A 13173-nucleotide genomic window follows, 5' to 3' on the forward strand; every position below is an offset into this window, starting at 1 on the left:
TTACCCCTAGATAGAATATTTTAAGTTAAAAGAAACGTAATCTCGGTCAGAGAAAGTGTTGGTGTCGCCACCACCCCAAAATGAGTTGTAACTTACATCCAAAGACCATGCATTTTGGTAATTAAAGCTCATGGTAGCACCTAGCGACTTACGATCTTCAATGAATAAGAACATTGGATCCGGCGTATTACCATTTACATCATGCGAAAATACAAAACGTGGTGAAAAGTTAATACCGTTGTAAAGGTTAAAGTAGTCACCTTTAGCAATTAGGCGATAGCCCCACGATGAAGCCGTAGCAAACGATTTTTGCTCAGGGCCATTTGATAACGCCATGTGTAATGCAGAGTAATCTGAACTACCAGGGCCTTGCATGATACCGCTTCGACCAGTACCAGACACATTCAAGCGCATTTCATCGTATTCAGGCATATTGTTGATACGAACACCACCAATTTCACCCACCACAGCCCAACTATCAGCACCTAATGACGGGCCAAATAAATGCGTTGCCGTAAACTGTAATTGTGATGTATTGCGCTCAATATAACCTTTGGCTAATTCACCAGGGCCGACAACACTTGCAGCATCACCTTTACTCATTTGCGAAATACCTGCAAACTCAGGACGTAAACCCGCAATAGCTAATTGTTCAGGCATTGCTGCATAAAGTAATTCTACGTCATCGATTTGTAGCGGTTCGTCTTCACGAAAAGTAAACTCACCAGCAAACGCTGTTTCACCAAGTGAAGTGTTAAAGCTTAAACCGTAAAGTTTAATATCTTCAGGGTACTCGTTAGTTGCTTTAGCAAATGCTTTTAAATCAGATACGTTATCAGAGGTAATTTCTGTGGTAGCAATCATCGCTAAATCTTGTTGTATTGATGCTTGCGTGAAGTTAGATACGCGACCTGAAATAAGTGGACGACGGCTATGGTAATTTACATGGTAAAGTGCCACTTCTGTATCGTTCCACTCGGGTAAGAACATGCCTAGGCGTAAACCATATTGGCCGCCATCATCTGGCTCTGTTTTGCCATCGTAGCCTTTGCCTTTTAGCGCGACCTTGGTAGGGTACGCTAAGTACATATTTGCCAATAGCTCTTGGCCAGCTGAGCTTGATGGGTCAATACCTTGGCTCGCAGCCACTTGGCCATAAGTTGCCATTAGATTGTTTAAACTATTGGTTAAAAATGCTAAATCAATATCAGGATTTGAGGTAAAACCTAGCTGAACGTTTTGTTGATAACCATTTTCTGCAGCAAAATCATTGGTAGAAAAATAAGTCCCTGCTGCTGGTAGGCGAGTTTCATGCCATTGATACTGATAAAAACCTTCTAAGGTGATGTTTTCAGTAAGCCCTAGCGATGCCCACAACATACCAACTGGAATAAACGCTTCTTTTAGTTCAGCCCCTGGAGCTTTCAAACGGTCTATATCCACCGGATTTACGTTAATACCATGAGAAATTAACGTACTTTCACCCCAGTTTACTACTTGTTGACCCAAGCGAATTGACAGTGGATTATAACCATCGTTTAAATCAAAGTTTGCCCATACGTAGGCATCAAGTAACCGAAGGTCTGCACAACTTTGCTCTTTAGTATCATCATCATCACAAGGATCTACGCCTTGCCCTGATGTTGGATTCACATAAGCACGATCACCGTCCATTAATTCAAAATCATAAAAATACATAAAACGGGTAAATAAGCCGTAGTTATCTTTACTTATTGAAAGGTCATGCGTGCCCTTTAATAGTTTGGAGAAAGACTCGCCGCTATTAAAGTTTAAATCACCGGCATCGCCATTGTTCGAGTAAGAGCCCGGTTGAGCCCAAACATCTTGGGATGAATAAATCGGATTGACACCTGGGTTATAGCCAGTCCAATCGAAAGATGGGTTATTACTTTTACCTATGATGTTAAAGTCGCGGTCTTCAACACGAATACTTTGGCCATAAGAAAAAGTAGAATCGAAGGCGATATCAAAACCACCTACCTCAAATGTTGCAGCCTGTGTCTGTGCTGCAGATAAACCGATAGCCGCAGCTGTTAAGCCGAGTACTATTTTATTTTTAACAAAAAGCGATCTTCTTATCATTTTGGTTCCCCCCTGTCGCGGGTATTTTTTGTGTGATCAAGTTATTGTTTTTAGTGTAATCGTAACGATAGAAGCGAATTAAACAAATTACAAATGGTCGCCTTCAATCAGTTATAAGTTTTTTATTTGTTTGACGTTACGTATTGGTAAGACGTCATACCAGATAATTTATACACGTAAATTAACAATAGGACAAATCGAAATTAACAAAAAGGCAATATTTGTGTATATCTATATCATAAAAAACAATAGCTAGGCTACTCGTTCGAGACGGATGAACTTGTTTTCATTACTTAAAATAAGTCTAAATCGACCTCGGATCCCTAAACTCGAAATAAAAGGTCGAAGATAATGAGCGGAAAAACGAATTGTTTTACCGCTATCAGCTGTCACTTGGATAGAGCTATACCGTCCATGGTAATAATCCATGCACTTTGTATAGCTCAAATTCATACTAAAATAATGTTCTATCATGATTTATTGTAAGGCTTTTTCAACCTTTTCAAATAAGTCGTCGCTTAAACCTTCTAAATTAGCTAATCGCTCTAATTGTGCTCTCATTGCAGTTGCACGCCTTTCGTCATAACGACGCCACGACATAAACGGCGTTAACATTCGAGATGCATTTTGCGGGTTAATCGCATTAAGCTTAATCAATAAATCGCCAAGTAATGTATAGCCCTTGCCATCTAAACGATGAAACTGTGCCGTATTAAAATGAGAAAAGCTGCCCACTAATGCACGTACTCGGTTTGGATTCGAAAAATCAAAGCAAGGATGCGAGTACAAGGCTTTTATTTTCTCGATAGCATCTTCAGCAGAGTTCATTGCTTGCAAAGCAAACCACTTATCCATTACTAATACATCATGGCGCCATTGAGCGTCAAAATGCTCGAGCAATTGATCTGACAATGGGTGAGCTGCTTTAACCACACTGCTTAATGCACCGAGTACATTGGTCATATTTGTTGAAGATGCAGCCTGCTCAATTAAACTTGCCGCATCAACACTGTCGGTTTTTGCCAAGTAATGAAGGCAAAGCTGTTTCAGCGCACGTATTGCCACCGCTTGGGCACTCACACTACCATCATCAATGATTGCCTGGTAACAACTTAAAAACTCACTGTGCAATTGTGTGGCTATTTGCTGTTCAAATAACTCAATGTTTGCCGTTATCTGATCTACCGGTATTATTTCAAATTCAGCAGCTAAGGTATCAAAACTTGGTAACTTCAACAGTTCAGCAATCAATGCTAAATCACCCTCACGTTGAGATAGCAATGTGCGAAGTGCATCAATCACCTCCTCACTCAATGGAGTTTTACTTGCTGAAGTAACATTGGCTTTAAGTGCGTTAATAAATAACTGCTGTTGTGCATCCCAGCGTGAAAAATCGCTACGCGCAAAACGCATAATATGCAGTAAATCCGCTTCACTAATAGATTGATTTAAAATACATGGGGCTGAAAAATCTTCGAGCAATACCGCGGTTGGATTACTGTGAATATTATCAAAGTAAAATGTTTGCGAGCTATTAGTTACATCCAACACATTATCAAGCTGCTTCCCTTGGTATTGCAATGTAATACTTTGCCCCTGAGAGTCTAAAAGCTCAATAGCAAAAGGGATATGTAACATTGCATTATCAGGCTGGTTCGCTGGCGTAAGCTGCTCTACGGTAAGCGAGAATATTTGCGAAGCTTCATCATACTTTTTAGTTACGTTTAGGCGAGGCGTACCACAATGATTATACCAACGCTTAAATTGTGATAAATCAATGGATGATGCATCACTCATTGCTGCAACAAAATCATCACACGTCACCGCTTGCCCATCATGGCGTTCGAAGTACAAAGCCATGCCTTTTTGAAAGTTTTGCTCACCTAAAAGGGTATGCATCATGCGAATTACTTCTGCCCCTTTGTCATATACAGTCACAGTGTAAAAGTTATTCATTTCAATCACTTTTTCTGGACGTATCGGATGAGCCATAGGACCGGCATCTTCACTAAACTGATGAGTACGCATCACTTTTACAGCATCAATTCTATTAAGCGCACGAGAGCCTAAATCACTACTAAATTCTTGATCTCGAAATACCGTCAAGCCTTCTTTTAAAGACAATTGAAACCAGTCACGACAAGTTACACGATTTCCGGTCCAGTTATGAAAGTACTCATGGCCAACAATAGACTCAATAGTGTGGTAATCTTTATCGGTTGCCGTTTCTTGATTTGCCAACACACATTTACTGTTGAAAATATTTAAGCCTTTATTTTCCATTGCTCCCATATTGAAAAAATCAACGGCAACAATCATGTAAATATCAAGGTCGTACTCTAAATTAAAGCGAGCTTCATCCCAAGCCATCGCTTTTTTAAGCGACGTCATGGCATGCTCTGTTTTTGGTAAATTTCCTTTATCAACAAATAACGCTAAGGTGACGTCTTTACCACTACGTGTTGTGTATTTGTCGTGTAAAACATCAAAGTCCCCAGCTACTAATGCAAACAAATAGCTAGGCTTTTTGAATGGGTCTTGCCATTTTACAAAATGGCGTCCATCTTGCGTTTCACCGCTATCAACTTGATTACCATTTGAAAGTAAATGTGGGAATATTGTATCTGCAATTATAGTGACATCAAAAGTAGAAAGGACATCAGGACGGTCCATATAGTAGGTTATTTTTCTAAACCCTTGCGCTTCACATTGGGTACAGTAAGCCCCGCCCGATAAGTACAACCCCTCAAGTGAAGTATTGGTTTGCGGTGATGTTTGCGTCACTATACTTAGCTGACACTCATCAGGTAGATTATTAATGATTAATTGCTGATTTATAATTTTATAATCTGTGAGCTCCTCACCCTCTACCGACAATGAGATCAAAGTTAAGTCAATGCCATCTAATACCAGTGGTGCATTTGAATCGCCAACGCGCTTAAGTGTTAATAAAGCATTTACCTGAGTTTGTAATGGCTGTAAATCAAACGTCAGCTCAGTGTGTTCGATTGAAAAATGGGGGGCTTGGTAGTCTTTTAGATATTCTGCTTGAGGTTTTTGTAGTTCAGTCATGTTCACTCCAAAAAAATAGCCCCTTTTAGTGATAAAAGGAGCTACTTAAATTAAGCCGTTTGTTTAGGTTTAATACGTAGTATCTTAATTCCTAAGTAAGCGTAAATCACGGCTAAGAAAGGATTTATAAGGTTAAAGAAAGCATAAAGCGCATAGTCAAACGGATTGATTAATAAAACACTTTGCATATACGCACCACACGTATTCCAAGGTATCAGTGGGCTAGTAATTGTACCGCCATCTTCTAGAGTACGTGATAAGTTAACAGGCTTTAAGCCACGCTTTTTGTATTCTTCTTTAAACATCCGCCCAGGTACCACAATGGCAATATACTGATCGGCAGCAATAACATTGGTACCAATACACGTTGCAATAGTGGAGGCGATAAGAGAGCCAGTGCTTTTTGCTATTTTTAGAATACTTTTAACAAATATATCAAGTAGACCCGTTTTTTCCATAATCGCACCAAACATCAGTGCTGTCATGATCAACCATGTGGTTGTTAGCATGCCAGACATACCGCCGCCGCTCAGTAACGAGTCCATTTTCGCATCGCCCGTGTTAATCGTGAAGCCATCAAAAAAGGTGGTCCAAACCAGTTTAAAATAACCGACAAACTCACCCTGAGTCATGTCTATTTGGCTAGCAATTAAGTCCGATTGAAATAGCATGGCCCACACCGCGCCAATGACAGCACCAATAGAAATGGCAGGAAACGCTGGCATTTTTCGAATAGCAAGTACGAGTAATACAATTAACGGCACCAACATTTCTAAGCCAATGTTAAAGTTTTGCTGAAGAATTGCAGTTATTTGGTCTATTTGACCAGCCTCTCCCGCTGCTGTCGCGTTAAAGCCCATGAAAACAAAGATGATTAATGCAATTACAAAGCTAGGTACTGTAGTCCAAAGCATATGATGAATATGTTCAAACAAGTCTGCACCAGCAACGGCTGGAGCTAAATTGGTGGTTTCAGATAATGGACTAAGCTTATCGCCAAAATAAGCGCCTGATATTACAGCACCCGCGGTAACTGTCGGCTCTAAACCCAGTCCTGAAGCAACACCGAGTAACGCAACACCTATAGTTGCTGCTGTAGTCCATGAACTACCAATACTCATTGCTACAATGCCACAAATTAAACAACTCGCGGCGTAAAACCAGCTGGGATTGATAATTTGTAGACCGTAATAAATTAATGTCGGAACGGTTCCTGATAATAGCCAAGTTCCGATTAATGCCCCTACCATGAGTAAGATTAAAATCGCACTAAGAGATAAGGTGATCCCCTCAATCATTGCATCTTCTAATTTTTTCCATGTGTAGCCATTTTTTAAACCAATTAACGCCGCAGCGAATGTTGCAAATAACAAGGCAATTTGATTGGGACCTGACGATGAGTCATCACCAAATAAGTACACAGCGGCACCTAATAAACAAATTAATACAGCAATTGGAATGAGTGCATCAAAAAACGAGGCACTTTTTAGTGGTTTTTCTTCAATTGGCTTCAAAATATAGACTCCTACACACATTCGATGCATGTTGATTATTTTTATTAGCACGTACGCGCATTTATTGAGCACTATTGATCTAGCTCAACTTTTGGTAATCCGCGATTATAACAATTTAGCAAATTATCGATAGTAAAAAAGGCGCCTAGGCGCCTTTTTTTTTACAAAGTGAAGCTGAATTTAGCGCTTAGCTACGCGGCCATATTTGATATAATCTTGCGTAATAAGAGCTGCTTCTTCAAGAAATGGGTCAAGCTCTTCAATTACCTCAGGCACATCATCCAAGTTTTCAACAGGTTGTTTGCCTAAACGCTTTAAACGCTCGTTAGTGCGTGCTAGTGCTCGCGCTTCATTTTCTTCTTTTTCTTCAATGCGCTTTTTCTCGACTAAAGAAATTGTTTTACGATCTTTTTCTTCGTTGTAACGAGCGATATCCTCAAACACATAATTAAATTCAGGTTCAGTTTTAATTCGCTCATTGTGCTGTTTTTCAAGCACATTTATAACAGGGTTTAAACGCCCTATTTGCTTATACTTCGCTTGTACTATGCTATCCCATGGTAGTGCATTATCTTGCTTACTTTCCCCCCACTCAGCAGGGTCAATAGCCGATGGGAACGTAATATCTGGGATCACCCCTTTATGCTGTGTACTACCACCATTAATGCGGTAAAACTTTGCAATTGTATATTGCACACTACCTAATGGATTATCGTATAAGTCATAAGCACGCGCTAAACCTTTATGCTGCTGCACGGTCCCTTTACCAAAGGTTTGCTCACCAATGATAACGGCGCGGCCATAATCTTGCATAGCTGCGGCAAAAATTTCAGACGCGGATGCGCTGTATCTATCAACAAGCACTGTGAGTGGGCCATCATAATAAGTAATGCCGTCACGGTCTTTTTGTTCTTCAATACGGTTGTTTAAAGTATGAATTTGTACTACTGGACCTTGATCAAAAAACAAACCTGATAACTGCGTAGCTTCATATAATGAACCGCCGCCATTTTGACGTAAATCAATAATAATTCCGTCTACGTTTTGTTCTTTGAGTTTAGCCAACTCAACTTTTACATCTTTAGATAAGTTATTGTAAAAACCAGGGATTTCTATTACACCAATTTTGCTGGTTAAATCAGAATAACTGGCTTCAAATACTTCTGATTTGGCAGCTCTGTCTTCTAGACGAATTTTATCACGGGTAATTTCAACCACTTTTGGCGTACCGTGAGCATCTGCACCCTTTAGGTATTGCAAACGCACTTTAGTACCCTTAGGACCTTTTATTAAATCAACCACATCATCTAAACGCCAGCCAATTACATCAACAAACTCTTCGCCATCTTGAGCCACACCAATAATGCGGTCATCGGCTTTAATTTGCTCAGATTTGTCTGCCGGGCCTCCAGGCACTAAACTACGAATTACCGTGTAGTCTTCATCAGGCGTTAATACTGCACCAATCCCTTCAAGCTCAAGATCCATATCCATTTTGAACTGTTCTGCACGACGTGGAGATAAGTATGAAGTATGTGCTTCAATACTACGTGCAAGTGAATTCATTACAATTTGAAATGCATCTTCAGATTTTGATTGTACAAGACGCTTCTCTGCATTTTTATAACGCTTGGTTAAAACGTCTTTTATGCCAGGCCAATCTTTACCTGTCATTTTTAACCGTAATGCATCATATTTTACTCGCTCGCGCCAAATTTCATCTAATTCAGCTTGCGTGGTCGCCCATGGAGCATCTTCACGGTCATAAAAATATTCATCTTCAGTGTCGAACGTCATTTCATTTTCAAGTAGTGAAAGCGAAAATTCGTAACGTTCAAAACGACGTTTAAGGCTTAAGTTGAAAATATCAAATGTAAAGCCTAACTTGCCGCTAATAAGCGCGTTATCGAAACTCTCACGATATTGCTCAAAAGAGTCAATATCGCTTTTCAAAAACACGCTTTTATTAAAATCAAGGGATTCGATGTAACGATCAAACACTTTACTTGAAAGCTCATCGTTAAATCGAACAGGTGTGTAATGCGAACGAGTAAATAGATTAGCCACTCGTTTACTGGCTGTACCGTGCTGACTTTCTTGCTTGAGCAAAGGTAAGTCTTCTAATGTTACCGGCTCTACTGCAGCCAATAATGAACCTGAAAACAGCGCAGCAACTAACGGAATGAGCGTAAACTTTTTACTCATACACAACTCCTTAATTTTTTTCGCAACTTAAATGATGTATAAGCTGTCGGCTTTGGTTTTTACTTGCATACCGGTCACTAATTCAACGTGAACATCGTCTTTGTTTACTTCAGTGATTACTGCATTAACAAGTGCTTGGCCAAGTTTAACTTTAACCTTGTTATTAACCTTGACCTCGCCTGCTGGTAAAGGTTCAACTTTTCCTGAACGCTTAGGCGCAGCGGCTTTTGCAGGCTTTGCTGCAGCCGATGAATTTTTAGCCGCGTTAGCTGGTTTCTTTTTGAAAGATTTTGCTTCTGAATCTTGACGAGGGCGTTGCTGCTTTTTACGCTTTGCCATTTTAGCACGGCTTTCTTCCAACGCTTTTTGTGCGTGGTCAATATGCTCTTGCTCAACTTTTTCGCCTTGATTTCCGTCAAGATCGATTCTAAATTCAGATTTAGTAACCGCTTCAAGGTAGCGCCAGTTAGATGTGTATTTTCTAAGTGCTTGACGAACTTGTGTCTTACTAACTTTTTCAGAGCCTTCAATACGCTCAGCGATATCTTTAAAAATACCTACTTTAAGCGGCTGAATGCCCTCTTTTTGTTTAAAACATTGTGGAAATTCTTGATATAAGAACTCCAATACTTCATTAATATCTTTTAGCTTGTTTGTGGTTTCCATTTTAGAACCTATTTAATCACATCTTTTCATCAAGGGCAGAATCAACATAGTGGATACACCAATCGGCTAACTCTTCAAAGTCAGCTTCAATCACAGCCATATCACCACGTAAATGTTCCCAAATACCATTTATAATTTCATCAATTGAATCACAGTCTAAATCATCAGGTAGACGATCCCATGCCATGTGAATCAAATCATTGAGCGTTTCCGCTACATGTTCTTCATCCCCTTCCCAATCACCAACATCTTGAACGGCAAAAAGGTAGTCTTGAACATTTAGCAAGTCTTTCATTACAGGCTAGCCTCTAAGCATTTTACAAGTGCTTCAAGCCCTGCTTGGTCATCAGTATCAAATCGGCCAATACTTGGGCTATCTATGTCTAGTACCGCAAATACAGATCCATTTTTCATGATAGGTACAACTATCTCAGAATTTGATGCTGCATCACAGGCTATATGACCGTCAAAAGCATGCACATCTGAAATTAATTGGGTTTGCTCGGTCGCCGCAGCAGTGCCACATACCCCTTTTCCTACTGGAATACGAATACAAGCTGGATTGCCTTGAAATGGACCAAGTACCAATTCTGATGGTGAATCCATAAAATAAAAGCCCGCCCAATTTACATCTTCTAAAGAGGTAAATAACAGCGCGCTTATATTTGCCATATTGGCAATTATGTTTGATTCACCGCCTATCAGCGATTCAGTTTGCTTAACTAATGACTGGTAAAAATCGTGCTTTTGCATACCAAACTACTTCTTATTAAACATACAGTAGCTAAAGGTACTCTTTGTCACTAAAAATTGAAACCTTTTGCGGGTAAAAAAAAGGAAATTACATGGTTTTACGACACACTTGATTAAATATTCCGCAATTAACTTTGTACCGATTTACGCAGGCCGAATAAAAACAGTCCAGCGGCAAACCCTGACATCACACTATTGATTAAAAAGATCTCGCCTGTAGTGGCGCTCAAAAGATAACTAAAAATAGCGCCACCCAGCAAGCCCAGTGTTAATACTCCAGAATAATTTACCTTAGAATACTTAAACATAAGTAAATAACCCGGCACTACAAACGCGGCCATAGTTAAACCCACTATGTGCGCGTTAGCAATAGCGGTCATTAATAGTCCTAAAAAAATAGAAACAGCGTCACCACGCATAGTCAATGCGTAGTAAATCCCCAACATACTGCCAATAATAACGGGAGATAATAATGAAAGTGCGACGCTTTTTGCGAGTTGATGTTTCATTGTAAGATCCTTAACAAAAACATAAATCTTTAATTTCTAAGCATGCACTAAGAGCCAAAGCTTATAAATAGAGACTATGGTCGTATTTTTTAACTGAATATGCTTGGTTTTTAAAAAGGTATAGCGAATATGAGGCACAAAAAAGCCCGCAAATCGCGGGCTTATCTGATAATGGTGGAGAGATAGGGATTTGAACCCTAGAGGGGCTATAAACCCCTGCCGGTTTTCAAGACCGGTGCATTCGACCACTCTGCCATCTCTCCGAAAGTGCATAAACTACAAGTAAGAGTGTACTCATAATTATTTTAATAAGGTGGTGGAGAGATAGGGATTTGAACCCTAGAGGGGCTATAAACCCCTGCCGGTTTTCAAGACCGGTGCATTCGACCACTCTGCCATCTCTCCGCACGGCCTGAATAATAGGGAAACCCTTGGACTTTTGGAAGCTTTTTTTTCATTTTTTTGTTCAAGTGATTAAAAAACAACTAATTTGTTTAAACATAAAGCAATGAGAGCAAATCCTAACCGCCAAATGAACTTTTATTTAAATTTAGTTGTCTATTGATCTACAAAGGTTTGCCCAAACATATAAGAGTTGGTAATCTAATTTTAGTTAAATTACAGGAACTACTTAGTTTCACTTACAGGAGCTCTACAATGGCGTTTAATCAATCGTACAATACTGCAAAGCCGGTAATGTCGACCATTGAAACAAACAAAGTGCTTAAAAACACTTATTTCTTACTTGCAATGACACTTGCATTTAGTGCAGTCACTGCCGGTATTTCAATGGCACTGCAATTACCTTACTTTATGGGACTTGTATTCACACTAGTTTCATTTGGTCTACTTTTTGTTGTAAATAAAAAAGCAGATACAGCATCTGGTGTATTTTGGGTGTTTGCGTTTACAGGATTAATGGGAGCCGGCTTAGGCCCTCTACTAAATCACTACGCACAATTACCTAATGGCCCTATGCTAATTATGCAAGCGCTAGGTTCTACGGCGTTAATCTTCTTTGGTTTATCTGCTTATGCACTTAACACTAAAAAAGACTTCTCATTCATGGGTGGCTTTTTAACTGTAGGCTTAATTGTGGTTATCGTGGCAAGTATTGTAAATATTTTCTTAGGTAGCTCGTTAATGTTTATGGTTCTAAACGCAGCAGTTGTATTAATCATGTCTGGCCTGATTTTGTTCGATACGAGCAGAATCATTAACGGCGGCGAAACAAATTATATCCGTGCAACTGTATCTTTATACCTTAGCGTATATAACCTATTTACTTCATTACTTGCCTTACTTGGCGCAAATAATGACTAATTAAATAGTTCTGTTAAAATAGCCCCTTTATTGGGGCTTTTTTATTGGAATAGTTTTGGCACGCTTTGTACTTTCTTTACATACTCCACCATCAGATCACGATACCACTCAACGTATTGTTAAGTTTGCTCATGCCTGCCTAGCGCAGGGACATAGCGTTGATGCGTTATTTTTATACCAAGATGCTATTTATCATGCTTCAACTCATTTTGAGTTAGCCTCAGATGAGTTAAGTACTCCCTCGCTTTGGCAGCAACTGGCTGAAAAAAATATAAATCTAATGTTATGCGTTACTGCGGCTGAAAAGCGAGGCTTAGATATAAAGAATACCGGCGCATTTGCTGTTGCAGGCTTAGCTGAATTTGCCATGCTGGCCAGTGAAGCAGATAAATGGATACAATTTAAATGATTAATGTACTCGTAATTAGTCAGTCAAGTCCATTTGATGACATGCATATCCGCGATGCACTTGATATGACCCTTATTTTTGCTGCCGTAGATCAAAATATTAGCTGGTTGTTTAGCGGCCCAGCTGTGTTAGCGCTTAAAAAAAACCAAAAGCCAAATAGTTTAGGTATCAAAGATTTTTTTAAAAACATTAAAATGTTGGAAATCTATGATGTTGAAAATATTTACGTTTGTGAAAAGTCACTGATTGATTATGGTTTAAGTAAAAGTGAACTACTCATTGAGGCAAACATAGTAAACTTTAATGCCCAAAAACAGTTAATTCACAATCAGCAGCATGTGGTGACCCTATGAGTACTTTACATATTTTTTCAAAACCACTGAATTACTACAGTACCCACAGCTTAGACAATCTAATTATGCTCACAGACAGTGTTTTACTCGTGGGTGACGCTTGCTTTGCAAAAGGGCAATATAGACAATTTGCTGACTCACTTTATATTTTAAAAGATGATGCAGAAGCTCGAGATATATCATTAAATATGAACGACAAAGCAATTAGCTATGATGAGTTCGTTACCCTCAGTTTAACTGCAAAACAATCAATTACTTGGTGAACC

At 39.4% G+C, this 13173-nt stretch carries 13 protein-coding genes and 2 tRNA genes; 4 read left to right on the plus strand and 11 right to left on the minus strand.

Going from position 1 to position 13173, the window contains the following annotated elements; all coding sequences use genetic code 11:
• Positions 1-6: 6 nt before the first annotated feature.
• The 11 genes from ACNSN2_RS07615 to ACNSN2_RS07665 form a co-directional block, all read right to left on the minus strand.
• On the minus strand, positions 7-2103 hold the full coding sequence (locus tag ACNSN2_RS07615; protein WP_054201010.1) for a DUF1302 domain-containing protein: 2097 nt from the start codon (positions 2101-2103) through the stop codon (positions 7-9).
• Between the two features lie 252 nt (positions 2104-2355).
• Positions 2356-2577, minus strand: a complete 222-nt coding sequence (locus tag ACNSN2_RS07620; RefSeq protein ID WP_010390154.1) for a DUF2835 domain-containing protein — start codon at positions 2575-2577, stop codon at positions 2356-2358.
• Positions 2578-2580: 3 nt separating this feature from the next.
• Positions 2581-5175, minus strand: coding sequence for an aminopeptidase N (gene pepN, locus ACNSN2_RS07625; protein ID WP_418609008.1), 2595 nt, complete (start codon positions 5173-5175; stop codon positions 2581-2583).
• A gap of 50 nt (positions 5176-5225) precedes the next feature.
• Positions 5226-6710: a Na+/H+ antiporter NhaC gene (nhaC, locus tag ACNSN2_RS07630; protein WP_041709519.1), complete on the minus strand. Its 1485-nt coding sequence runs from the start codon at positions 6708-6710 to the stop codon at positions 5226-5228.
• A gap of 159 nt (positions 6711-6869) precedes the next feature.
• Entirely contained in the window at positions 6870-8894 is a 2025-nt protein-coding gene (gene prc / locus ACNSN2_RS07635) for a carboxy terminal-processing peptidase (protein ID WP_418609010.1), read from the minus strand.
• Between the two features lie 27 nt (positions 8895-8921).
• Positions 8922-9560, minus strand: a complete 639-nt coding sequence (proQ, locus tag ACNSN2_RS07640) for an RNA chaperone ProQ (RefSeq protein WP_010390161.1) — start codon at positions 9558-9560, stop codon at positions 8922-8924.
• Between the two features lie 16 nt (positions 9561-9576).
• On the minus strand, positions 9577-9855 hold the full coding sequence (locus ACNSN2_RS07645; protein WP_010390163.1) for a hypothetical protein: 279 nt from the start codon (positions 9853-9855) through the stop codon (positions 9577-9579).
• The gene (locus ACNSN2_RS07650) at positions 9855-10313 is read right to left on the minus strand and encodes a GAF domain-containing protein (RefSeq protein ID WP_054201014.1); all 459 of its coding nucleotides are present in this window, start codon (positions 10311-10313) and stop codon (positions 9855-9857) included. Before ACNSN2_RS07650 ends, ACNSN2_RS07645 begins: the two co-directional genes overlap by 1 nt.
• 128 nt (positions 10314-10441) lie before the next feature.
• Positions 10442-10822 carry a hypothetical protein gene (locus tag ACNSN2_RS07655; protein ID WP_008112036.1) on the minus strand — a complete coding sequence of 127 codons (381 nt, stop codon included), beginning with the start codon at positions 10820-10822 and terminating at the stop codon, positions 10442-10444.
• 172 nt (positions 10823-10994) lie between these two features.
• Positions 10995-11085: transfer RNA gene (locus tag ACNSN2_RS07660), tRNA-Ser, on the minus strand.
• A 51-nt stretch (positions 11086-11136) separates the two neighbouring features.
• Positions 11137-11227: transfer RNA gene (locus ACNSN2_RS07665), tRNA-Ser, on the minus strand.
• 252 nt (positions 11228-11479) lie between these two features.
• On the opposite strand from ACNSN2_RS07665, the gene ACNSN2_RS07670 reads away from it, so the two are divergent.
• Genes ACNSN2_RS07670 through ACNSN2_RS07685 form a run of 4 tightly spaced genes read left to right on the plus strand, consistent with a single transcriptional unit; the run spans position 11480 to position 13170 of the window.
• Positions 11480-12145: a Bax inhibitor-1/YccA family protein gene (locus tag ACNSN2_RS07670; RefSeq protein WP_008112034.1), complete on the plus strand. Its 666-nt coding sequence runs from the start codon at positions 11480-11482 to the stop codon at positions 12143-12145.
• Between the two features lie 55 nt (positions 12146-12200).
• Complete coding sequence (tusD, locus tag ACNSN2_RS07675) at positions 12201-12554, plus strand: sulfurtransferase complex subunit TusD (protein WP_054201015.1); 354 nt, start codon at positions 12201-12203, stop codon at positions 12552-12554.
• On the plus strand, positions 12551-12907 hold the full coding sequence (tusC, locus tag ACNSN2_RS07680; protein WP_024603060.1) for a sulfurtransferase complex subunit TusC: 357 nt from the start codon (positions 12551-12553) through the stop codon (positions 12905-12907). The genes tusD and tusC overlap by 4 nt, the downstream gene beginning before the upstream one ends.
• The gene (locus ACNSN2_RS07685; protein WP_010390171.1) at positions 12904-13170 is read left to right on the plus strand and encodes a DsrH/TusB family sulfur metabolism protein; all 267 of its coding nucleotides are present in this window, start codon (positions 12904-12906) and stop codon (positions 13168-13170) included. The genes tusC and ACNSN2_RS07685 overlap by 4 nt, the downstream gene beginning before the upstream one ends.
• The last annotated feature ends 3 nt before the right edge of the window (positions 13171-13173 follow it).

The sequence above is a fragment of the Pseudoalteromonas sp. US3C1013 genome (assembly GCF_048401115.1).
In the GTDB taxonomy this organism is placed as follows: domain Bacteria; phylum Pseudomonadota; class Gammaproteobacteria; order Enterobacterales; family Alteromonadaceae; genus Pseudoalteromonas; species Pseudoalteromonas undina.